The sequence below is a fragment of the Aneurinibacillus thermoaerophilus genome, assembly GCF_019603355.1.
GTDB lineage: Bacteria > Bacillota > Bacilli > Aneurinibacillales > Aneurinibacillaceae > Aneurinibacillus > Aneurinibacillus thermoaerophilus.
Genome location: NZ_CP080764.1, coordinates 82,501 through 105,280, shown reverse-complemented (window position 1 = coordinate 105,280; position 22,780 = coordinate 82,501). Strand labels below are relative to the sequence as shown.

Here is a 22,780-nt window from a genome sequence, read left to right as displayed (position 1 = left end):
TAGCGCAAAAGCCAAGGCCCTGTCTGCTTTATTGCAAAGGATACGTAAGCTCAGGATAACGGTGGATGGCTTCACTACAATATTCACATGTTATGCTTACCACAATATCCCCGTTTGCTTCATAGCTAATTATATGTTTCCTCTCATCGGGGGTCAAGGAATGAAACCCCAGGCGCTCTTCTGTCGCTTCGGGATGGTCGATGGCCGCATACAACATACCGCAATGCGGACAAATGTATCGTATCTTCATATTTATGCCTCCCGGAAATACGATATGCTCATTCTTATTCTTTCCAGAAGGTAAGTGTGACATACAGTGCATTTATAGATTCATTAATTGAATTGATTCATCACGCGCAAAAATGACATACCCATCCATGTTTTCGCCGCTTCCGCTGATTTCTTAACCGCTTCCTGCACTTCGGCCAGTTCCTCTGGTGGAAATGTGGAAAGCACATAGTCTGCGACTTTTCTTCCTGGGGCAGGGCGTCCGATACCAATTTTAATACGCTTGAACTCTTCTGTGCCCAGATGAGCAATCAACGATTTCATCCCGTTATGTCCGCCTGAACTTCCTTTGGTACGCAGACGAATTCTCCCGCATGGTAAGTCGAGATCATCATAAATCACCAACAAACTTTCCTTTGGATCAACCTTGTAAAAACTTATAAGCGAACCAACACATTCGCCGGACAAGTTCATATATGTTAAGGGCTTGACAAGAAGCACTTTCTCGCCTCCGACCCTGCCTTCGCCAATCAATCCTTTGAACTTTCCTTCTCTTAACGGAATATCCCACGCTTCCGCAAGAAGATCAACGGCCCAAAAGCCAACATTATGTCTGGTCATTTCATACTGCTGGCCCGGATTTCCCAACCCCACGATTATTTTCATACCATTCTCCCCTTATTTTATAACATTGAAAAAGCGCAACCGACCGGTTACGCTTTTTCGCAACGTTTATCCTCTATCCGACGCCGTGTCGCCGGAGCTATTCTCTGCATCGGTTCTATCCGCCGCTCCTGCGTCCGCTTCGGCTTCTTCAGCGGCTATGTCTGTTGGCTGAGCCTGCGACGGCACAATACTCAGCACCACTTCATCACCTTCATGCTTCACTTCGATACCATCTGGGACAGTAAGATCGCTTACCGTCACCGAATCGCCAATTTGCAAATGTTCAACATTAAAGGTAATTTTATCCGGAATTTCGCTAGGCAAGCAACTGATCGTTAGCTCACGCAACATATGCTGTAAGACGCCGCCGTTCTTTGCGCCTTCGGCCTCTCCTTCGAGGACAACCACCACGGTGGTGTCAATTTTTTCGTTCATATTTATCTTGTTGAAATCCAAATGGAGCACTTTATTTTTAATTGGGTCGCTCTGTACGTCTTTAACCATGACATTGTAAGAAATTCCATCTACATTTAGCTTGATGACGTGATGTAATCCCTGACGATTAGCAATCTGGATAAATTCACGTTCTTCAACCGCAATCGGCTCACTCTCCTTACCATCTCCGTATAAGACGGCAGGAATTTGGCCTTTGCCGCGTAACTCTGTTAGAATCGAGCGCGATCCCAATTTCCTTTTTTGAGCTTTCAATTCCATTGCCATATTATTATCCCCTCCTATTGTAAGGTTCATAGCAATATCATTATCTACCTTACCCAATAAAAGAAGGGATCAATCACAAAACAAGGAAAAAATTAATCGAACAGCTTGCTTACCGATAATTCTTCGTGTACGCGAATGATCGCTTCTCCGATAATCGGTGCTACAGATAGTACTTTAATTTTATCGATTTGCTTTTCAGATCCAAGCGGGATTGTGTTCGTTACAATCAGTTCTTTAATGCTGGAATTTTGAATGCGCTCAATGGCCGGGCCAGATAATACCGGATGCGTACAGCAAGCATATACCGCTTTGGCTCCCGCTTCCATCAAAGCGTTCGCCGCCAGCGTAATGGTTCCTGCTGTATCAATGATGTCATCGATAATAATTGCTGTACGACCTTCAATATTACCGACAATATTCATTACTTCCGCTACGTTCGGTTCCGGGCGGCGTTTGTCAATGATGGCGATTGGTGCCTCTAGACGCTCAGCAAGTTTTCTCGCACGCGTCACACCACCATGGTCTGGAGATACAACAACGATATCTTCCAGTTTTTTCTCAATAAAATGCTTAGCAAGGATCGGCACCCCAAGCAGATGATCCACTGGAATATCAAAAAATCCCTGAATCTGCGTGGCATGGAGGTCCATTGTAATCACGCGGTGCGCTCCGGCCGTTTCAATCAAATTCGCCACTAATTTTGCCGTAATCGGGTCACGCGCCCGCGCTTTGCGATCTTGACGGGCATATCCATAATAAGGCATGACCACGTTGATACTCTTTGCTGAAGCACGCTTCAGCGCGTCCACCATAACAAGAAGTTCCATCACATGTTCGTTTACGGGCGCGCAGGTGGATTGAATGACAAATACGTCAGCACCACGTACACTCTCATTCAGTTTAATCTGTACTTCACCGTCGCTAAAATGAACAACTTGCGCATTTCCCATTGGAAGACCAATATGATCTACGATTTCTTTCGCCAAAGCCGGATTAGAATTACAAGTAAATACCTTTAACTTTGGGTCGCGATAATTCGCCATACTCCTGTTAAACCTCCATACCTTTCATAACTTATTTCTTTATAATTTTCTTTGCGTAATCTTCTTTATTAATCTGGCGTTCGCGGGCAATTGCCAGCGCCCCATCCGGAACGTCTGTCGTAACTGTGGAGCCCGCCGCTATATACGCGCCTTCGCCTACCGTTACCGGCGCTACAAGATTTACGTTGCATCCAATGAACGAACGATCTTTAACAATCGTTTTGTACTTGTTTACACCATCGTAGTTTACTGTAACGGTACCGCAACCAACATTTACATTCTCTCCGATTTCGGCGTCACCTAAGTACGTAAGATGGGAAACTTTACTTCCTTTGCCCAGAGACGTATTCTTAATTTCGACAAAATCACCCACTTTCGCCCCTTCACCAATATGGGAATGCGGGCGAATATATGCAAACGGACCCACCGTGGCATCGCTGTCCACGCGACTATCCATCAGCACAGAGTGCTTAATTTCCACGCGGTCGCCCACCTGGCAGTTCTTCAATTGACTATGCGGACCAATTATACATTCCTCACCGATAACGGTGCCAGCGCCAATCAACGTACCCGGGTAAATCACAGAATCGCGCCCAATCACCACATCCGTTTCAATATATGTGCTGGATGGATCGATGATGGTAACGCCTTCTCTCATGTGTTTAGTAAGAATGCGCTCTCGCATAAGCGCTTCCGCCTTTGCGAGCGCTACCCGATCATTAACACCAATGGTTATTTCTTCCGTTACAGATGCTTCAATACGCTCGCCTTGTTTTTTAAGGATCTCGATTACATCGGTTAGGTAGTACTCGCCTTGCGTATTATTATTATCAACTTTCTCAAGAGCGGAAAACAGCTTTTCATTATCAAAACAATACGTGCCCGTATTGATCTCTCTCACGCGCTGTTCCTCTTCATTCGCGTCCTTTTGCTCGACAATTCGTTCCACAGCCCCGTCCTCACCGCGAATAATGCGGCCATAGCCCGTAGGGTTGTCCATAATTCTGGTTAAAATTGTTCCGGCAGCCTGTTTTGCCTCATGATGAGCTACCAGAGCAGAAAGTGTTTCAGAGCTGATTAGCGGCTCGTCACCGGACAGAACAAGCGTCGTTCCTTTTTTTCCTTTTAAAATTGGAGCTACCTGCATCACGGCGTGAGCGGTTCCCAGCTGTTCTTCCTGCATTGCATACTCAACTGCATTTCCCAGCTGTTCCTTTACTTTGTCAGCTCCATGCCCCACCACGACAACGATACGAGCCATGTCCAGCTCTTTAAGGCTGTCAACTACATGCTGAACCATTGGCTTACCGCAAACGGGATGCAGTACCTTGTACAGCTTCGACTTCATTCGTGTTCCTTGACCAGCAGCTAATACAACCGCAAATTTATCCGACATGGTATCCTCCCATTTTGATAAGTTCCACAATGACTATATCTTAATTGCTTTCCTATTTCAAGATACAGAGAAAAAGAGGGACAAAAACAAGCCCGTCCTTTTCCTTTCAAGGAATAGGCGAGTAGTCGTACCTATCTTGCCTCTGCAACCTATTTGTTTTCCTGGGGGATTACCAGTTTCCAAACATATACTTTCCTATACCACAAGAAAAAGGGCCCCTCTCTGCAAGGCCCCTTTGAAACCATAAAATTAAGCTCCTTCTTCCACGAGTTCTTCTGTATTATTATTCCCTACACGCTCATATTCAGCCAATACGGCAGCTTGAATTTTCTCGCGAGTAGACGAAGAGATAGGATGCGCGATGTCGCGAAATTCTCCTTCTGGAGTACGTTTGCTCGGCATGGCCACAAACATACCGTTGTTTCCGTCGATAACACGAATGTCATGCACAACAAACTCATTGTCAATCGTAATTGAGCAAATCGCTTTCATGCGGCCATCCGTGTTTACGCGACGAAGTCTTACGTCCGTCACTTCCATGTCTGCTCACCACCTTTTACCAATTATCAGAAGCTTGATAACTGTAATTCAACAAAGGTGGAAAAAAATCCTTCTATATCCACAAAAATTTTTTAAGTTTTTTACAATTTCAGCATTTTACCCTATTGACATGTTATTTATCTTATACTGCTGCTACCATTTCAATTTCTAGGGAAACATCCTTTGGCAACCGTGCTATTTGAACGAGAGAACGAGCTGGACGATGCTCGCCGAAGTATTCTGCATAAATTTCGTTAATAGTGGCAAAGTCGTTCATGTCTTTCACAAAAACGGTTACCTTTACTACATTATTCAACGTAGCGCCAGCTGCCGCCAGCACAGCCTTCAGATTAGCGAATACTTGATGCGTTTGGGCTACAATGTCACCTGTTACTAATTCGCCTTCGGGTGTTAACGGAATTTGGCCTGACGTATAAATAAAGTTTCCTACCTTCACGGCTTGAGAATAAGGGCCAATGGCCGCTGGAGCTTGATTAGTAGAAATTTGTTCCATGAAGATCCCTCCAACATTCATTCATATTTCTTTTTTAAAATAATTTCCTAATTCAAGACGAATTTCTTTATCGCGCACATCTACTTCCGTCATCCGCAGCAGCGAAATATAATCATCCACCAAACGCTCTTTTACATTAGCCGTCTCCATAAAAATGCCAACACCTACTACTTCAGCCTTAAATTCTTCCAACAAATCCATCATTCCCCGAATGGTGCCACCAGCCTTCATGAAGTCGTCAATAATGAGAACTTTAGAATGCTCAGGCAATCCACGGCGGGCAAGAGACATCGTCTGAATGCGTTTGCTTGAACCGGATACATAGTTAATACTTACTACGGAGCCGTCAGTCACCTTGCTATAACGGCGTACAATCACAACCGGAATGTTTAAGTAATGTGCTGTGGCATATGCCAGTGGAATTCCTTTTGTTTCCACTGTCATCACATAATTGGCCTCCGCTTCCGCGAAAACGGAAGCAAATACTTTACCAATTTTGGACAATGCTTCCGGCTCCCCTAGCAAATCAGCCATGTAAAGATAGCCACCTGGCAGCAAACGGCCCGGACTTTTCAGCATTTCGCACAAATCCTCTACAACAGTTCGTGCTTCCGTAGCGTTCATCATCGGAATGTACTTCACTCCGCCCGCTGCTCCTGCAACTGTCTTTAGCAGTCCGACTCCTTCTAACTCAAACAATTCTTTAATGATTGACAAATCCTCGCTAATTGATGATTTTGCAGCTCCGTATTGATCCGCGAAAAAAGTTAGCGGAATTAATTTATGGGGACGAGCCAGCAAGTGCTGCGTCATATCTACCAGCCGTGCACTTCTCCTTAACTTTTTCATCTACGTACGCTCCTCCGTATTAAAAACCGAATATTATGAAGTGAATATACCACTTATGTACGGATTTACGCAAGTGCTACCCGTTATTTTCTCCTAAAATACGCACGGCATATACCTCCTTACAAAAACCACGCAGTCCATTATAAACCCGGTTCATGCGCGATTCATGCTCCGTCAGCGCAAACACCGTTGGACCGCTTCCCGACATTAAAACACCATCTGCACCAAAACGATACATTCTTTCTTTAATCTGACGTACCTGAGGATGCATTTTCAGCGTCACTGCTTCTAAATGATTGTTCAACGCGCGACATACACCGACAAAATCCCCCTGACGAATCGCCGCAATCATTTCACTGGACTTTCGCCTTTCTTTCAGTTCCTCCACCCGTAATGCTCCGTACACTTCTGCGGTTGATACACCAATAGGCGGCTTTGCTAAAATGACCCAGCAAGGGGGCAGACACGGCAACGGTTCAATTTTCTCGCCTCGCCCACGTGCCAATGCAGTTCCTCCATACACGCAAAAAGAAACATCAGAACCAATATGCGAGCCTAGCTCGGCCATCTCCGCCATGCTCATATTCAGATTCCACAAGCGATTCAATCCTTTGATAGTAGCTGCCGCATCGCTGCTTCCGCCCGCAAGGCCAGCTGCAATCGGAATCTGCTTGTCAATATAAATATGAACCCCACGCTTAATGCCAAAACGTTCTTTTACCAGCCGGGCTGCCTGGTATACATGATTTCTCTCATCAAGAGGCAAGTAGCTTACGTTACAATCAAGCGTAATTTTGTCTTCCTCCCGCGGGTAAATGGTCAATCGATCGGCTAAGTCGATTGTCGTCATTACCATTTCAATCTCATGGTAGCCGTCCGGACGCTTTGCCAATACATCCAGCGTTAAATTAATTTTTGCCGGAGCTTTTATCATAAGGTAAACATCGTTCACCAATTCTTTCTTCCCTTCCACTTTATGCTTTGCTTATTTTAGCATTAATCGCTTCCCTTTTCCACGTGGAAGCAATATAATACGCATAATATGAAGAGGCCAGGCATACATTGCCTGGCCTTGGTCGGGAAAAATGTTATTTGCCGGGATTCTGTTTTGCAAGCGCTTCTTCGGCCAGCTGGATGGCCCGCTTCACCATATTCCCCGCGTCGCGGGTCGTGATGCCGCCCCAGCCCTCCCGCTGAACCGTTTCATAAAATCCAAGGTCTTTAGCCAACTCATACTTGAGTCTGTCTCAGCCGCTACCTGGCGTACGGCAGCGCGTACTCTCCTTTAGCCAACTCATACTTGAGTCTGTCCGACATAATCCCTCGTCTGCGTGCCATATACATACAGCCCCCTTTATTTCCCGTACGCATAGTATACGTAAGAAAGCAAAATAAAAAACAGCAGGATATAAAATCCTACTGTATATTACTGTTCAAGCGAAATGCGAATATGTTCATTGTTACGGCAAATGGTAAGTTCCACCGTCTCTGTAAGCACATCCGCATAACTGTATGACACACGCTCAAAAGCATGTTTGTCCTCATCCAACTTCACAATAAACACTGACGGGTATGTTTCTTCCAGTACACCCGTTCTTTCCACGGTCTTACGACGTCCGCCATTGGCACGGAGTAAAATCCGTTCTCCAATGTGATTATCTAAACTACGTTTTATATCGTGTAACGTATTTCTCGCCATTCAGACCACCTCACTATATGTAAGTATATCACCACCATTATAGTATGTCAAATAAATTGATAATTATAGCAAGACTACAGAAAAGCTGTCAACAAATTTTTATCGAGAAAGCGCTTATAAATCTTAAAAATCAAAAAAATAAGAAAAAGGTTGTACTTTATAAAGCAACGCTTTCTTTCATCCCACGGTTTTCATCGTGGGATGAAAGATGAACGCTAACGACCCAATAATCCTATAATTTCAGGCGTATGGAGTGTTAATGCGGCTTCGGAATCCCGAAACGAAAGCAACCTTTTGTTTCGATACCTCCTACACCCTCGATTCCGGTAATCGTATTCTTGACCATCTCAAATATGTTTACGGATTGCTGAATCGATGTATACGCCACCTTTTCGGCTATGTATACAGGATCGAGAGTATGGATGTTAATACGCTTGGGTGAACTGGCAAAATTGGCGCCCGCGTTTAAAATAGCTTCAAAATAGGACTGGCAAGCTCCCGCGAAGATGATAAGGCTGTCTTTGCCCTGCTGAAACATCCGAGCTTTTTCTACCGCCTGGACAAAATATTTGGAATTACGGTAGCTATTCAAATCATCCGCCGGCCCGCGCTTGCTCTGTAAAGCATCATGTCCGGTTAGCACCAAAATATCCGGCTGGTGCTTTTCCAGCATAGAAATAATTTGTTGAGGGAAATCTTTTTCTGGAATATGATAGCCGACAGCAGGTACTTTTAATTGCTCATATACAGTTAAACATTTCTTCAAATAATTTTTGTCTCCATCAACATGAAGCACTTTGCCCGGCCAATCAAATGAACCACCCATTTCCTTTATATAATTTACCTGGCGCCACATATTCCTCTCACGTGCAGAGCGTCGTTCTTGCTCAATCATTCGCATTGCTTCAATATGTTTCTGCTCAGATTTGCTCCGTATTTTTGCGATTTCCTCTTCTGTTACCTTTACAAGATCGCTGAGCGGTGCATCTGCCATCAGACGGTAATCCAAACCAATGAGCGAGCATGTGCCTTTTTCCTGATTAATATCAACAATTTGAAACAATAAATCACATCCGTGCGACTTCCGAGCCACAATATCCCCGACACGCAATTTCTGACTGGGAAACATAAAAAACCCCCTTTTCCTCACATCGTATGCTTGCCGGGAAAAAGGGTTCGCCTTTTATTGCCCCTCAAACGCATGGGCTATGATGTTGCTTAGCCGGGCAAATTCCTCAATCGACAGCGTTTCCCCGCGTCTTGCCGGATCAATTCCCGCTTCCTTAAGCACCTGCAGCATTTTCTCTTTCTTATCTTTGCCAAATAAATTGTTCATAAGGTTGTTCGAAAGAGTTTTGCGACGTTGCGCAAAGCTTGCTTTCACTACGCGGTAAAATATTGCTTCGCTTACCACCTCAACAGCTGGCCGTTCCCGAATGCGAAGGCGCAATACCGCAGAATCGACATTTGGCTGCGGAATAAAGACGCTATGTGGCACAACGGTAATTATTTCCGCTTCTGCGTAGAACTGTGCCAGCACGGTCAACGCACCATACGCTTTGCTACCAGGAGACGCGGAAATTCTTTCTGCCACTTCCTTTTGAACCATTACGACAATATTTTCAAGCGGCAGCCTCTCTTCCAGTAACTTCATCAAAATCGCACTAGTGACATAGTACGGCAAATTCGCCACAACGCTAACCTTTTTTTGCTCTTTAAATTTTTCTTTGATTAACAACTTTACATCCATTTTGAGTACGTCACCGTGAATGACTTCCGTATGTGGATATGAAGACAACGTGTCCTTCAGAATCGGTAGCAGGCGCTGATCAATTTCGATCGCCACCACTTGTCCCGCTTGCCGGGAAAGCTGTTCGGTCAATGCACCAATACCGGGGCCGATTTCGAGTACGCCTTTTTCTTTCGTAAGCTCGGCCGCAGCCACAATTTTACTCAGAATATTTAAATCGATTAAGAAATTTTGTCCTAAGCTTTTCTTGAAAGAAAACCCGTACTTTTTCAGAATTTCTTTGGTTCTTGTTGGTGTTGCAATATCGCGTATGGTCATTTCCGTTCCTCCTGTGCCTCCACCCAAGCCAGCGCTTCCGCAAATTCTTCCCGCGTAATTTGCAGCATTAAAAGCCTCTTGTGAAGCTGTTTGGCATTGGCGTAGCCAATCCCCAGTTTTTCTCCTAACAGTATGCGACGTTCCTTTGCCTGTGCACCACCGATCAAGCCAGCATCAATCATATCCTCTATTGTGATTTGTTCTTTAGGCGCCTCCGCTTCTGTACGTACCTCCGCCAGCGCTTTGCGGATCGCTTCCGGTGACGCGTACTCTACACCCAAATTCCGTTTGCCCTGGCTGTCGGCCTTTCTAATAAACGCATGCTTGCAGCCGGGAACGGCCTGACTAATAATTTTGCGAATCCGCTCCCCCTGATAGTCGGGGTCAGTGAAAATAATGACGCCCCTTGTCTTTTGCGCTCTGCGAATTCGGTCAATTACCCGCTCAGGAATAGCCGAACCGCCCGTTTCGATTGTATCCGCCTCAACCGCTCGTTTAATCGCAACAGTATCAGATTTGCCTTCAACTACAATGACTTCTTTAATCATCACATCTATTTCCTCTTTTCACAAAAAAGACAGGGAAAAACCCGTTTTCCCCTGCTTGTATCATACAATTAATTTGGTTTTTTAGGACCGATAACATGCACCGTTTTGTACTGGACGCCAAAGTCTTGGGCTTCCTGTTCGGATTCAAAAAACAAATCCATACGGTTGCCTTTGATAGCGCCTCCAGTGTCTTCAGCTTTACGAAAACCGTACCCTTCAATATAAACCCACCAGCCAAGAGGTACGACATCCGGGTCTACTGCAATGGTTCTTCCCTCTTCCGCGGTCGCTCCCGTGGCGGTAATCGCGTATCCCGCATCGCCCGGATTCTTGCCGGTTGAAGATGCATGCGGCGAATATGCAGTCATTCTAACGCGCAGCGTTCTGCGTGGAGTAAAGTCTCCTCCCTCCAGTCTAGAGCCACTACGTGACGCAGCTATCATCCGCATCGTTCCAACGGCTACGATATGGTCTTTCCAGTCGCGCAGCACCTCGGAATCGACAAGCTTCTTAGAAGCCAGCTTGCCATTGACATAAACAACCTCATACCGTTCCAAAATTTTTCCCTGCTGGCCTTGTTGGATAACTTTTCGCTCTCCCTGCGGCATTGTGTTATCCTTACGCTCTTTTGTACTGAAGGCTACCGTTTTCTCATTGTTCACGATCTTCTTGGTGATTCTTGTGACCGTCACTGTTTGGTTCTCTTTTACAGCCTGACCAGACGCCGGTTCTACTCTGTCCAGCGGCCCAAGCCTGATTTTTTGTTCCGCCAGAATATCTTTGACCTGGCGTTTTACCGTCATCACTTGCTTCTTCTGACCCGCTACGTTAATTGTTACTTTTCTTGCCGGTATGTATTTTACCTCCATACCATCCGTCAACACCGTCTCCATTCCGAAATTCAATTCATCGAACTTCCCCGGCGTTATCCCTTTCTCAGCCAGAAAATCTCCCAACGTTTTAGATTTGGTTTTTACGGTCATTACTTTGCCATCATTTATGAAAGTAATCTTCTTTGTTTTCCATGAATTAAACAAAAACACAAGACTTACGATAACAATCATCGCAACAGCGGCCAGAAGAATCCACATACGATTCTTCCAAAAATCCAACTGAATATGATTTTGTTCCAAAGTCTATCTGCCTCCTTAAACGGTTGAGAGTCATTGTAGACGATCCTCTGAAAATTTGTCAAACCAGTTTTTTACATGAGGTTCTACAAATCTTGCAGAATTTCAATGGGATAAAAGACCCAAAAAAATCTCTCAACCGTTGATATACTTGAGGCAGAAAATCTTAGAAATGCTTCGACTATTCCTGAATATGGAATAATTTTTTAGCATTTTCTGTCGTAATTTGAGCTAATTCTTCGAAAGAAATATTTTTGATCTCTGCGATTTTTTCGGCGACATACCGTACATATCCACTCTCATTGCGCTTGCCGCGGTATGGTTCCGGCGTTAAATACGGACAGTCCGTTTCAATCAATAGCCGGTCAAGCGGCACCCATTCCGCCACTTCTTTTGGCTTCTTAGCATTTTTGAACGTAACCGGTCCACCAAGCGAAATGTAGAAATTCATATCTATGCATTGCCGGGCCATTTCTGAGCTACCAGAAAAGCAGTGCATAATCCCGCCTACTTCTTCCGCTTTTTCCTCACGCAAAATATGAACAATATCCTGATGCGCTTCCCGATCATGAATAATGATTGGAAGCTGCAATTTTTTGGCAAGGCGAATCTGCTTGCGGAATACTTCCTGCTGCACATCTTTCGGTGATGTATCCCAATAATAGTCCAGCCCAATTTCGCCGATAGCTACCACTTTTTCCTCTTCGCGTGCCAAGTTCTCAATCCATTCAAGATCTTCATCTGTCAACGTTTTGGCATCCTGAGGGTGCCAGCCAATGGCAGTGTAGATAAAGTCATATTTATGGGCCAACTCGAGAGACGTACGAATCGTCTCCCGGTTGTACCCGATATTGCAAATGTAAGAAACACCGCTTTCCCGTGCACGGGTAATTGTGGCATCCCTATCTTCATTGAATTTCTCATCATTCAAATGGGCGTGTGTATCAAACAGCACTATAACAGCCTCCTTTTGGGTCCAGACACCTATTTTACAATCGCCCCGTTCGGCATGCTGTCAGGAACGGTCGCAAGAGTGAGTTTGTCTCCTTCAGATGCGGCCAAAATCATTCCATTCGACATTTCACCACGCAGCTTTACCGGTTTAAGGTTAGTGACGCAGATCACTTTCTTGCCGATAAGGTCTTCCGGACTGTAATGCTTGGCAATACCGGATACGACCTGGCGTTTTTCATAGCCGAGATCCAGTTGCAGCTTCAACAATTTATCTGCTTTCGGAATTTTTTCCGCTTCGATAACCTGCGCCACGCGTAATTCCACTTTCATAAAGTCATCGATATTGATTTCGGGTACGGCTGGCTTCTCTTCTGTTTTAGCTTGCGCCTGTTCCTTCTTTTTCTTATTTTCTTCCGCCTGTTTACGCGCTGCTGCCGTTGTCTCATCAATAACGGTAATTTCTTTTTCCAGATCAAGGCGTGGGAATAACGCATCACCCTTGTTTACTTTTATGCCGGCCGGAAGCGCTCCCCACTCTTTTGCCGACTCCCAGCTTGTAATATCTTCATTTCCCGTAATACCCAGCTGCGCCCAAATTTTGCGCGGTGCATGTGTCATAAACGGTTGCAAAGCAATAGAAATAATGCGAATGCTTTCCGCCAGATTGTACATAACTGTACCAAGGCGTTCTTTATTGGCTTCATCTTTTGCCAGCACCCATGGCGTTGTTTCATCAATATATTTATTTGTGCGGCTCACCAGATCCCATAGGCTGTTCAACGCACCGCCAAACCGCATTTCGTCCATGTGCTCTTCGAGACCAGTAACTGCTTGACGCGCCACATTGCGCAGGTTTTCATCCACCATTTCCGGCGCGGTCGGAGCCGGAAGCACGCCTTCAAAATATTTCTCAATCATCGCTACCGTCCGGCTCACCAAATTGCCAAGGTCATTCGCTAGATCAAAGTTCAAACGCTGGATAAATGCTTCCGGCGTGAATACGCCATCTTGACCGAACGGAATTTCACGCAACAGGAAGTAGCGAATCGAGTCGGAACCGTAACGTTCGATCAAAAATTTTGGATCGATAACATTGCCTTTCGATTTCGACATTTTTCCATCTGGCATAAGCAGCCAACCATGACCAAATACCTTCTTCGGTAATGGCAAGTCAAGCGCCATTAGAATAATTGGCCAATAAATCGTGTGAAAGCGAAGAATGTCCTTACCGATCATATGGACATCAGCCGGCCAATATTTGTTAAATTTCGTGTCATCTTCGCTCATATATCCTAGCGCGGTAATATAGTTCGTCAGCGCATCAATCCAGACATAGATAACGTGCTCAGGGTCGTTCGGCAACTTAATGCCCCAGTCGAATGATGTGCGGGATACGCTCAAGTCTTCCAGACCCGGCTTAAGGAAGTTATTTACCATCTCATTGCGGCGGGACTCTGGCTGAATAAACTCCGGATGCTCTTCGATGTATTTCAAAAGCCGATCTTGGTATTTCGACATACGAAAGAAATAACTTTTTTCTTTCACAAGCGAAATTGGGCGTCCACAATCTGGACAAATATGTTCTCCATCCTTTTTCGACTGATGCTCCGTCCAAAACGCTTCACAAGGCACACAGTAGTAACCTTCGTATTCGCCTAGGTAGATATCGCCTTTATCAACAAGCTTTTGGAAGATCTTCTGCACGGCATCTTTATGACGCTTCTGGGTAGTACGAATGAAATCGTCATAGGAAATATCAAGGCGTTCCCATAAGTCCTTAATCCAATCAACAATCGGATCAATAAATTCCAACGGTTGCTTGTCTTCCTGCGCGGCGCGTTGCTGCAGCTTCTGTCCATGCTCGTCCGTGCCTGTGAGATAAAACACGTCGTATCCACGTAAACGCTTATAACGGGCCAGCGCGTCGCAGGCGATTGTCGTATAAGCATTTCCGATATGAAGCGTATTGCTCGGGTAATAAATCGGTGATGTAATGTAATACGTTGGTTTACTCATCTTACTCATCCTTTCACCAAAAAAATGAGGAAGAAAACTTGCGAGCACTGCCCGCTCGCTTTCTATGAAAAAAGGCTCCCCATCCCCATATGGGACGAGAAGCTCTCGTGGTACCACCCAAATTCCCTGTCTTCCTAGCTTTCCAGTCAAAAGAAGACAGGCTCAATCCCGTAACGCGGGAAACGTTGCCCCCTAACGCATCATGCGCTCGAAAGCAAAAACTCCGGGGCCATCTTCATCCCGCTCCTTTTACCGGTTTCCACCCATCCCGGCTCTCTGTAAAAAGTACACGCGATTACTCTTCCCATCATCGTTTTGCATATATTATCCATAATATATGATTTCCTTTTCCTTTTATTCTATACCTTACCTGTCAGTCTTCGTCAAGTCTTATGTTAATCCCTCACTATATTATCCTTTTATTTCCTTTTTTGTCGAATTAATAACTACGAATGTTTGTGTTTTTGTCGAAAAATCTGCATCAAGATTTATCTATTTCACAGAATATTTTTGTATTATTTTAAAATAAGGTATAAATTTAAAATAAATTCAGTCTTATATGCTGTTATATATTTTATACATATATTACATTTTAAACACTATATTTCCTTGATTAGTATTTTTTTTACATATATTGAGATTTTTTTATGGTATAATCCCAGTAAATGGTTGACCTCATCGAAAAATGCTGTTAGGATAGTGATAAAGAAAGTATGTCGAATTTTGACGATAAAAATAATGAATAAATTCGGGTAATTACGAGAGGAGATATAGTAAACATGAAATCAACTGGTATTGTAAGAAAAGTAGATGAATTAGGTCGTGTCGTAATTCCAATCGAACTCCGTCGTACATTGGGTATTGGAGAAAAAGACGCTCTTGAAATTTATGTTGACGGCGAACGCATCATGTTAAAAAAATACGAGCCAGCCTGCATCTTCTGTGGAAGCACAGAAAATACGATAACGTACAAAGGAAAAATCATCTGTGGTTCCTGCATATCTGAAATACCCACGCAAAAAGCATAACATAAATGAAGAAAAATAAGCTTCCTAACAATCGGGAAGCTTATTTTTCTTTCTGATGATAAGCGTTGTACACTTCCCGCTTAGGAAGTCCACGTTCTTCTGCTGTTTGCTTCAGCGCCTCCTTCTTCGTCAACCCTTTTTCAATATAAACATCTACATGGGATACAATGTCGAGTCCTTGCCACCATTGCTCTAACTGGCCTGCTCCCTGTTCTCCTTCATTTCCTTCTACGATAACGGTAAATTCGCCGCGGATTTCCTCCTGCTCGTTCAGAAAATCAAGCACTTCCATTATCTCTCCCCGCACAAATTCTTCATAGCGCTTCGTTAATTCTCTCCCTAGCGCCACTTTGCGTTCACCAAGCACTTCCCTTATTTCAGCCAAAGTTTTAATGATACGGTGCGGCGCTTCATAGAAAATAAGCGTTTCTGGATATGAACGAAGTCGCTCTAGTTCCTTCCGGCGCTCCTTGTTATCACGCGGAAGAAAACCACGGAACAAAAAACGATCTGTCGACAGTCCGGAGGCAATCAACGCGGACAGCCCGGCGTTTGCTCCCGGTACGGGGATTACAGGAATGGATTCGTCAACCGCATCTCGAACCAACTCTTGCCCCGGATCTGAGATCGCCGGAAGCCCAGCGTCGCTTACAAGCGCTATCGATTTTCCTATTTTTAATAAGCGAATAATTTCCGGCCCACTAGCTGCTTTATTATGTTCATGATAACTAATAAGTCGCGTCCCAATTTCAAAATGGTTAAGCAACTTGCGTGTCTGCCGGGTGTCCTCCGCTGCGATAATATCCACTTCCTGAAGCACGCGAATGGCACGAATGGTCATATCATCCATATTGCCTATAGGAGTTGCTACAAGATATAGCTTGCCCTTTCCGTCATGATCGCCGGAAGCAAAGCTTTTCTGTACAAACATACCTACTCCTCCTTCCTGTCGCCATAATAAATCGAATGAATTTCGTCACAGTATTCCCCGTTCTCTTTATAAACGATCAATGGTGGAAGTACTTTTACATCAGGTTTTCCGTCCCGAATTCCTTCAATTAATACCATGTTGGCTTCCATCCCTGGTTTTGGATAGACGAGCCGAATCCGTTTCGGTTCGATACGGTATTTACGCATCAACGTCATTAAATCTCCCAAACGTCCGGCACGGTGTACATATGCTACTTTGCCGCCTGGGCGAACTAGCTTGCTGCTTATGCGAATCACTTCTTCAAGCGTCAGTAAGATTTCATGGCGTGCGATTGCTACATGGCTGCTTTTATTTTTCTCCCCACCAACAACCGGCATATACGGTGGATTACATGTCAGGGCGTCATAACTCCCATTCCGCAGAAATGTGAGTGCCTCTTTTACATCCCCATGATAAATTGTAATTCTGTCTTCTAACCCATTCAGCGCCACGTTGCGCTTCGCCATATCGTAAAGCCTCTCTTGTATCTCTACGGCATCAATCGGACATTCTGTACGCACGCTTAACAACAGAGGAATGACGCCGTTGCCGGTACATAAATCAATAATCCGACCCCTTTTTATCGGAAGAGAAGCAAAGCGGGCCAGCAGCACGGCATCAAGCGAAAAGCAGAATACTTGTTTACTCTGAATAATTTTCATATCTTTGGTTAGCAAATCATCAATTCGTTCATCCGAATACAACCTTACATTTTCTACCATAAGAGTTCCTTTCTATGAATGAGAAAAATTCGGAGGCTTATGCTCGCCAAAAATGAAAAGTGTTTAAAAAACGACCCGCGTACAACTCGGGTCGTTTCCGTTATCCTTGTTTATTTAAAAAAGCTAGGCAAAACAAGCAATCTCCATCCGTGCGTACACTTCCGTAATGCACGTTGCAGATATGGAAACCTTCCTGGTACAAACGTGCCAGGTTATCATATCCTTCACCGACAACCAACCTTTTCTTTTTATCCTTTCGCGTCTTTATGACACTGCTCTGGAGCTTTTCCTTCTTTTCCAGTTCGATTTCCCGCTGCTGCAACCGCTCCCTAAGGTGTTGATTCTCGAGCAAGAGATTTTTATTTTCTTCCATAAGCTCCAGCATCGCGTTCTTCAAGTGGCCGATCTCCTCGTATAGCCCTCCGACCTTTTCCTCAATCAAAGCGAGCTGGTGAAACATGCTTTGTTTGTTCACAATCCCCACCTCAGTTGTTCTCTACTGCACCTTCTCCACTACGCTAATCTCTTCAAAAGGCAGTTCCATAATTCGCTCCGCTTCATATAGATCCACCTGAACTTTTTTCTCCAAGATGTTAAGACCGACAACACGACCATACCCCATCGCTGTCACCACTTCTTTTCCTATGTCCGGAAGCTCTTCTTTCGCGCTCTCATAGTTATCGCTTTCATATTTGAGACAGCACATAAGCCGTCCACACAAACCGGAAATCTTCGCAGGATTCAGCGACAAATTCTGGTCTTTCGCCATCTTGATGGACACCGGTTCGAAATCGCCGAGAAACGTGGAGCAGCAGAGAATGCGACCACAAGGCCCTATTCCGCCAAGCATCTTCGCTTCATCACGAACACCAATCTGGCGGAGCTCAATACGCGTGCGGAAAATAGCGGCTAAATCTTTGACGAGTTCACGAAAATCGACACGTCCTTCTGCCGTAAAGTAGAAGATGATTTTGTTCTTGTCAAACGTATATTCCACATCGACCAGCTTCATTTCTAGGTTGTGCGCAGCAATCTTCTCCTGACAGATGCCAAACGCTTCCTTTGCCAGCCGCTTGTTTTCTTCCACCTGAAAACGGTCCTGCTCATCAGCAATGCGCAATACTTTTTTCAGTGGTAGGACAACATCATTTTCGTCCACCTGCTTACGCCCGATAACCACCTGCCCATACTCCACGCCTCGCGCGGTCTCCACAATCACAAAATCGTTGATTTCAATCGAGAAATCACCAGGATCAAAATAATATATCTTCCCCGCTTTTTTAAAGCGGACACCTACAACATCAAACAAAATGTTATCCCTCCTGCAGACGAAGCACCATATCTTCCAAGGATAACTGCAGGTTCGCATAATGCGTAAGCCTGTTTTTTGTTACCAGGATTGTCCCCATTCCATCCACAAGTCTACGCTGACTCATACGCAGTGCCTGTTTCTGAATGGGCTCCATCTGATCTTTATTCGTAATCTGGGATTCTTTTCCCAGTGAAAAAAACAACAAATCACGAAACCAGAGCAAAAACAAATCAAGAAACAGGTCGATTTTGTCAGTCGCCTTCTCTTGTTTGAGAAACTTATCATGAATGGTGACAAGGGCATATGTGCCCCTTTCAAGGATGTCCTCACTTAATTGTATCACTAGGCTTCTCAACTGCGCAAACGATTCTGTTTCACAAAGTCTACGTGCCTCTTCAACATCGTTGGCGATCTGCGCTGCAGCGCGAGCCAGACCAGGCTTTACGCCCGCTTGCTCGAGTTCTTTGGCAATGATTTCAGGCGAGGGAGCTGCAAATGTAATAATCTGACAGCGGGAAAGAATAGTAGGAAGAATATCCTGTATTCGACTGGTTAATAGAATGGCAACAACCCCCTGCGGAGGTTCTTCGAGAAATTTCAGCATTCTGTTGGTGGCTTCCTGGTTCATTTTGTCGGCTTCATCCATAATATATACTTTATGGCTGGACTCTGCCGCTCTGTAGGAGAATTTTTTCTGCAAGTCCTCAACTTGCTTAATTCGAATGATGTTTCTCTCCGGTTCAATCCAATGGACTTCAAAATGATTTCTTTCTTCAATCAAACGGCAATTTTTGCATATGCCGCAACTATCTCCATTCTGCTTCAGACAAAAAATAGCCTTGGCGAAATGTTTAGCCACTTTCTTTTTGCCCGCCCCTTTAGGGCCAGAGAACAAATATGCGTGCGATAAACGATTATGTTTTAGGCTGCGATATAATAGTTCAGCGACCTGTTTTTGCGCTGGAAACTCGCTCCACATGGTACCAATCCACACTTCTTTCGTTTGGTTTGCTTACATGTACATATTAATAAGCAGGCCCCGAATTTCGCCTATTGTATCTAAAATGCTGATACTCTTCTTCTCTTTTTTCAATACGGCATCCGTTACTTCCGTAAGCTTTTTATCAACCTCGGTAATCATTTTATATACCTTGCTGCGGCCGCGACGGTTAAAACCGTGGCGTTCTTCCAACGCGACCCCGTGTTTGACCACCTCTTCCATAAAGCTTTTGACAAGCGCTTTATATTCTTTCAAATCTTTAATCGTGCGGGAACGGGCTAACCGTTCTCCCTGCCTGTCAATTTTTTCGATGAGTCTGTTGAATTTCTCTATGTCCAATTGTCCGCTTTGGAACTGCATAACCTCGTCAAATTCGACGTAATACTGAGGCAACACCTTCTGCTTCGGTTCAACCCCCTGTATTTTGTCGAGCGGCATATTTTCCCCAATTCGCATGAAATCCACCCTTTTCTTTACTTTATTTGTTACTACTAAATCAGCTTTTTCCGCTGGCCTATTGTGAAAAGGGAAAGCGTTACTGTCTATTTGTCAGATAATGCAGAAAATGATCGCGCACTTCTTTCTGTATTGTCTCAATGCTGCGCGCCGCGTTGATTTTTACAATTCTATCCGCGTATTTACGACAGATTTCCGCAAACCCTTGTCTTACTTTTTGATGATATTCAGCCGGTTTACTTTCAATACGATCCGGTCCCTTATAAGCTGCAAAACGCTGCTTTAAACGCTCGCGGCTAATCTCTGCTGGTAGATCCAAAAAATACGTTATATCCGGTGTCAATCCACCAGTAGCAAACTGGTTAATATTTATAATTTCTTCCAGCGGCAGCCCAAGGCCGTAGCCTTGATACGCTAGACTGGCATCAACGAATCGATCACATAATACAATTTTTCCTTCTTCCAGCGCCGGAATAATTTTTTCACGGACATGCTGAGCCCGCGACGCAGCATATAACAACACTTCAGTTTGGTGCCTCATCTCGCTGTTTTTCGGATCTAAGAGCAGCGCCCGGATGCTGTCGCTAATGCCTGTGCCCCCAGGCTCCCGGGTCAGTAGAACATTGTGGCCCTGTTCACGGAGAAACTCGTACAATAGCTTAATTTGTGTAGTCTTGCCCGCTCCGTCAGCCCCTTCAAATGTGACAAAGCAACCCTTCAACGGCGCACTCCTCCCTTATTTCGTATGATGTTATCATATACAAAAAACTACAGGCTGACCAGTACAAAGATTCCCTCTACTGTTTCATCGGACGTCCCCTGAAAATACCCTCCTGCCCATTTTATCTCCTGTATGATATTAACATGTTCTTCGGTAATTTTTTCCCCGGGTACAAGCAGCGGAACACCAGGCGGGTAAGGAATGACCATTTCCGCGCTGCACCATCCAATGGCTTGTTCAAGCGGCACGCGTTTTTTATGGAAATGGAAGGCTTCCTGCAAAGAGATCGATGGCTTAACCAATCGCCCAGGTCTCGTAAAAAAAGCGTTGGTACGGTTCCGTGTCCGTCTTTCTCCCGGCATGTTAGCCAGCTTCTTTTCAAGTTGCAAAACGGCGTTTATGACCTTTTCTATTTGAGTCACCTCATTATGAATGGGAAAAACAAGGACAACATTACGCAGATCTGCCATCTCAGCTACAATCCCCATTTCCTCCAGCCATTCAAGTAACTGGTACCCGGTAACGTTAAAATGGCGGCTTGTCAGCACCCATTTTAACGGGTCACGAGTATATACCGTTTTCCCATCTATTTCGGACCAGATAAAAAGATACTCAAGTTTCCTAGTAAGATCGAGCCGAGCTTGTTCAAGCTTTTCTACTGTAGCGACTAATTGTTTCCTTCCTTTTGTCACAAGATAGCGGCGTGCCACATCCAGCGAAGCCATCAACGGATACGAAGGGCTACTTGACTGTATCATTGAAAGTACCCGTTTCAATTTTTCTCGTGGAATGCGGGTTCCCTGTATGTGCAGCATGGACGCCATAGTCATGGCAGGAAGCATTTTATGCGTTGATTGAACGACCAAATCAGCTCCTGCTTTTAAAGCAGAATCTGGAACATTCAATGCCTGACTAAAGTGGGCACCATGCGCTTCATCTACAATGAGCGGGATTCCCGCTTGATGGCAAGCTTCCGCAATTTCTGCCACATTTTGTCCCATACCGTAATAATTAGGATTGGTAATCCAGACCGCTTTGGCACTCGGATATTTCTTAAGGGCTACTTTTACATGTGTTGCACTGATTCCTGTCGCTACCTGTGTATCCGGTTCAGTATAAGGCGTAATAAACACCGGGCGCGCGCCAGCCAGCAACAAACCATTAAAGATCGATTTATGAGCATTGCGCTGGACAAGGATCGTATCTCCAGGAGCACATAGCGTAAGAGCAGCGGCAAGATTGCCCGCCGTGGAGCCTCCGATAAGAAAAAATGTTTCAGCGGCACCGAAAGCATCCGCAGCCATCTCCTGTGCCTCGGCAATAACTTCGGCAGGATGGTGAAGATCATCAAGCCCGCTCACTTCTGTTGCGTCTATTTTTAAAATGGAGTAGAAATGATTGTCCGCTTCCTTATCAAATACGTTCCCATCTTTATGTCCGGGTACGTGCAGTGATATATGCCTGTTTCTCTCGTATGCGCAAAGCGCTGCGTATAGCGGCGCAATTGTATGGTTCATCATGATTTCCCCCTTCGTCTGTCCCAATTCTCACCATAAAAGAAACCCTCCTTGATTTCAAGAAGGGCTTACGCGTTTTGTTTCAACCATATTCTTCGCATTTGACGAATAAAAAAATGATATCTATCTTCGGAAGCATCTGTTTTTATGATCTCCTGTTCACACCGATGGCAGACAAATGATCGAAAAATAAAGATTCCTCGTTCTTCCTCATGACCACATACAATGCAGCTATGGTCTTCCTGCTCCGTCATCAATTATCACCTTCATCTTTTTTCAGCTATTTTTCCCTATTCTTTTTATTTTTATACATAAAAACGGCCAAAACTAATATATTGATACCCTATTTGCTCCATTTCCTCCGGCTCATATAAATTACAAACATCAATTACAATGTTTTGTTTCATCAAACTTCTTCTTATATACCATTCTTTAACAGGTATCGAAACGAAAGCTTGCTGTTTTTCTAAAATGATAAGCGCATCGACTCCTTGAAGCGCCCTCCATTTGTCCTGATACAAAATACAGGGAAATTTCATGTCGTCTTTATCTTCATCATGCATAGAAAATAAATGAATATCAGCCCCTAAGAAGTGTAAGGATGTAACCGCTTCATACACGAATGGAGTCTCCGCATTTCCCCAGACACCTAACGAAACGTTTCCAACACTTTTTTTGTTAAA

General features: G+C 44.6%; 27 protein-coding genes, 1 pseudogene and 1 other annotated feature (1 of these 29 cut by a window edge). Of the genes and pseudogenes, 1 reads left to right on the top strand and 27 read right to left on the bottom strand.

Annotated features, from left to right (window positions below; all coding sequences use genetic code 11):
• Window positions 1–28 precede the first annotated feature (28 nt).
• The 17 genes and pseudogenes from K3F53_RS00565 to metG all read right to left on the bottom strand — a co-directional run bounded on the left by K3F53_RS00565 (window position 29) and on the right by metG (window position 14,371).
• Complete coding sequence (locus tag K3F53_RS00565; RefSeq protein ID WP_057897134.1) at window positions 29–250, bottom strand: anti-sigma-F factor Fin; 222 nt, start codon at window positions 248–250, stop codon at window positions 29–31.
• An 83-nt stretch (window positions 251–333) separates the two neighbouring features.
• A complete protein-coding gene (gene pth, locus K3F53_RS00560) occupies window positions 334–894 on the bottom strand; it encodes an aminoacyl-tRNA hydrolase (protein ID WP_220559258.1) in 561 nt (186 codons plus the stop codon).
• Between the two features lie 66 nt (window positions 895–960).
• Window positions 961–1,614, bottom strand: coding sequence for a 50S ribosomal protein L25/general stress protein Ctc (locus tag K3F53_RS00555; RefSeq protein WP_220559257.1), 654 nt, complete (start codon window positions 1,612–1,614; stop codon window positions 961–963).
• A gap of 92 nt (window positions 1,615–1,706) precedes the next feature.
• Complete coding sequence (locus tag K3F53_RS00550) at window positions 1,707–2,657, bottom strand: ribose-phosphate diphosphokinase (protein WP_057897137.1); 951 nt, start codon at window positions 2,655–2,657, stop codon at window positions 1,707–1,709.
• 31 nt (window positions 2,658–2,688) lie between these two features.
• Window positions 2,689–4,053, bottom strand: a complete 1,365-nt coding sequence (gene glmU / locus K3F53_RS00545; protein ID WP_057897138.1) for a bifunctional UDP-N-acetylglucosamine diphosphorylase/glucosamine-1-phosphate N-acetyltransferase GlmU — start codon at window positions 4,051–4,053, stop codon at window positions 2,689–2,691.
• Between the two features lie 249 nt (window positions 4,054–4,302).
• Complete coding sequence (gene spoVG / locus K3F53_RS00540) at window positions 4,303–4,593, bottom strand: septation regulator SpoVG (RefSeq protein WP_057897139.1); 291 nt, start codon at window positions 4,591–4,593, stop codon at window positions 4,303–4,305.
• Window positions 4,594–4,735: 142 nt separating this feature from the next.
• Complete coding sequence (locus K3F53_RS00535) at window positions 4,736–5,107, bottom strand: RidA family protein (RefSeq protein WP_220560652.1); 372 nt, start codon at window positions 5,105–5,107, stop codon at window positions 4,736–4,738.
• Window positions 5,108–5,128: 21 nt separating this feature from the next.
• On the bottom strand, window positions 5,129–5,956 hold the full coding sequence (gene purR, locus K3F53_RS00530; protein ID WP_057897141.1) for a pur operon repressor: 828 nt from the start codon (window positions 5,954–5,956) through the stop codon (window positions 5,129–5,131).
• A 76-nt stretch (window positions 5,957–6,032) separates the two neighbouring features.
• Entirely contained in the window at window positions 6,033–6,890 is an 858-nt protein-coding gene (gene ispE / locus K3F53_RS00525) for a 4-(cytidine 5'-diphospho)-2-C-methyl-D-erythritol kinase (RefSeq protein WP_220560650.1), read from the bottom strand.
• 154 nt (window positions 6,891–7,044) lie between these two features.
• Window positions 7,045–7,203 (bottom strand): annotated as a pseudogene (locus K3F53_RS00520) (small, acid-soluble spore protein, alpha/beta type); the annotation flags it as partial.
• Window positions 7,204–7,382: 179 nt separating this feature from the next.
• A complete protein-coding gene (gene veg / locus K3F53_RS00515) occupies window positions 7,383–7,655 on the bottom strand; it encodes a biofilm formation stimulator Veg (RefSeq protein WP_057897143.1) in 273 nt (90 codons plus the stop codon).
• Between the two features lie 256 nt (window positions 7,656–7,911).
• Window positions 7,912–8,784: a sporulation peptidase YabG gene (gene yabG / locus K3F53_RS00510; protein ID WP_057897144.1), complete on the bottom strand. Its 873-nt coding sequence runs from the start codon at window positions 8,782–8,784 to the stop codon at window positions 7,912–7,914.
• A 54-nt stretch (window positions 8,785–8,838) separates the two neighbouring features.
• Window positions 8,839–9,723, bottom strand: a complete 885-nt coding sequence (gene rsmA, locus K3F53_RS00505) for a 16S rRNA (adenine(1518)-N(6)/adenine(1519)-N(6))-dimethyltransferase RsmA (protein WP_057897145.1) — start codon at window positions 9,721–9,723, stop codon at window positions 8,839–8,841.
• Entirely contained in the window at window positions 9,720–10,271 is a 552-nt protein-coding gene (gene rnmV / locus K3F53_RS00500) for a ribonuclease M5 (protein WP_281423729.1), read from the bottom strand. Before rnmV ends, rsmA begins: the two co-directional genes overlap by 4 nt.
• 68 nt (window positions 10,272–10,339) lie before the next feature.
• On the bottom strand, window positions 10,340–11,404 hold the full coding sequence (locus tag K3F53_RS00495; RefSeq protein ID WP_057897147.1) for a resuscitation-promoting factor: 1,065 nt from the start codon (window positions 11,402–11,404) through the stop codon (window positions 10,340–10,342).
• Window positions 11,405–11,582: 178 nt separating this feature from the next.
• Entirely contained in the window at window positions 11,583–12,356 is a 774-nt protein-coding gene (locus K3F53_RS00490) for a TatD family hydrolase (RefSeq protein WP_057897148.1), read from the bottom strand.
• Between the two features lie 29 nt (window positions 12,357–12,385).
• Window positions 12,386–14,371 carry a methionine--tRNA ligase gene (gene metG, locus K3F53_RS00485; RefSeq protein ID WP_408863272.1) on the bottom strand — a complete coding sequence of 662 codons (1,986 nt, stop codon included), beginning with the start codon at window positions 14,369–14,371 and terminating at the stop codon, window positions 12,386–12,388.
• A gap of 87 nt (window positions 14,372–14,458) precedes the next feature.
• Window positions 14,459–14,691, bottom strand: a binding site (T-box leader).
• A gap of 459 nt (window positions 14,692–15,150) precedes the next feature.
• Between metG and K3F53_RS00480 the strand changes: the two genes are divergently transcribed.
• Window positions 15,151–15,399, top strand: coding sequence for an AbrB/MazE/SpoVT family DNA-binding domain-containing protein (locus K3F53_RS00480; RefSeq protein WP_057897149.1), 249 nt, complete (start codon window positions 15,151–15,153; stop codon window positions 15,397–15,399).
• A gap of 40 nt (window positions 15,400–15,439) precedes the next feature.
• On the opposite strand, the gene rsmI is transcribed toward K3F53_RS00480, so the two are convergent.
• The 10 genes from rsmI to K3F53_RS00430 form a co-directional block, all read right to left on the bottom strand.
• On the bottom strand, window positions 15,440–16,330 hold the full coding sequence (rsmI, locus tag K3F53_RS00475) for a 16S rRNA (cytidine(1402)-2'-O)-methyltransferase (protein ID WP_057897150.1): 891 nt from the start codon (window positions 16,328–16,330) through the stop codon (window positions 15,440–15,442).
• 2 nt (window positions 16,331–16,332) lie between these two features.
• Entirely contained in the window at window positions 16,333–17,091 is a 759-nt protein-coding gene (locus tag K3F53_RS00470; protein WP_057897151.1) for a tRNA1(Val) (adenine(37)-N6)-methyltransferase, read from the bottom strand.
• Between the two features lie 100 nt (window positions 17,092–17,191).
• The gene (gene yabA, locus K3F53_RS00465) at window positions 17,192–17,566 is read right to left on the bottom strand and encodes a DNA replication initiation control protein YabA (protein WP_057897152.1); all 375 of its coding nucleotides are present in this window, start codon (window positions 17,564–17,566) and stop codon (window positions 17,192–17,194) included.
• A gap of 21 nt (window positions 17,567–17,587) precedes the next feature.
• The gene (locus K3F53_RS00460; RefSeq protein WP_057897153.1) at window positions 17,588–18,400 is read right to left on the bottom strand and encodes a PSP1 domain-containing protein; all 813 of its coding nucleotides are present in this window, start codon (window positions 18,398–18,400) and stop codon (window positions 17,588–17,590) included.
• Window positions 18,401–18,404: 4 nt separating this feature from the next.
• Window positions 18,405–19,382: a DNA polymerase III subunit delta' gene (holB, locus tag K3F53_RS00455; protein WP_220559253.1), complete on the bottom strand. Its 978-nt coding sequence runs from the start codon at window positions 19,380–19,382 to the stop codon at window positions 18,405–18,407.
• A gap of 33 nt (window positions 19,383–19,415) precedes the next feature.
• Window positions 19,416–19,859, bottom strand: coding sequence for a YaaR family protein (locus tag K3F53_RS00450; protein WP_236781930.1), 444 nt, complete (start codon window positions 19,857–19,859; stop codon window positions 19,416–19,418).
• Window positions 19,860–19,938: 79 nt separating this feature from the next.
• The gene (gene tmk / locus K3F53_RS00445) at window positions 19,939–20,580 is read right to left on the bottom strand and encodes a dTMP kinase (protein ID WP_057897155.1); all 642 of its coding nucleotides are present in this window, start codon (window positions 20,578–20,580) and stop codon (window positions 19,939–19,941) included.
• Window positions 20,581–20,627: 47 nt separating this feature from the next.
• Complete coding sequence (locus K3F53_RS00440; RefSeq protein WP_082706139.1) at window positions 20,628–22,100, bottom strand: aminotransferase class I/II-fold pyridoxal phosphate-dependent enzyme; 1,473 nt, start codon at window positions 22,098–22,100, stop codon at window positions 20,628–20,630.
• Window positions 22,101–22,165: 65 nt separating this feature from the next.
• Window positions 22,166–22,351 carry a sigma factor G inhibitor Gin gene (locus K3F53_RS00435; protein WP_057897157.1) on the bottom strand — a complete coding sequence of 62 codons (186 nt, stop codon included), beginning with the start codon at window positions 22,349–22,351 and terminating at the stop codon, window positions 22,166–22,168.
• Window positions 22,352–22,402: 51 nt separating this feature from the next.
• On the bottom strand, window positions 22,403–22,780 hold the final stretch of the coding sequence (locus tag K3F53_RS00430) for a hypothetical protein (protein ID WP_057897158.1). Its footprint extends 393 nt past the window's final position; 378 of the gene's 771 nt are visible here — the last part of the coding sequence; the start codon falls outside the window, past its right edge — the gene reads right to left on this strand; it ends in the stop codon at window positions 22,403–22,405.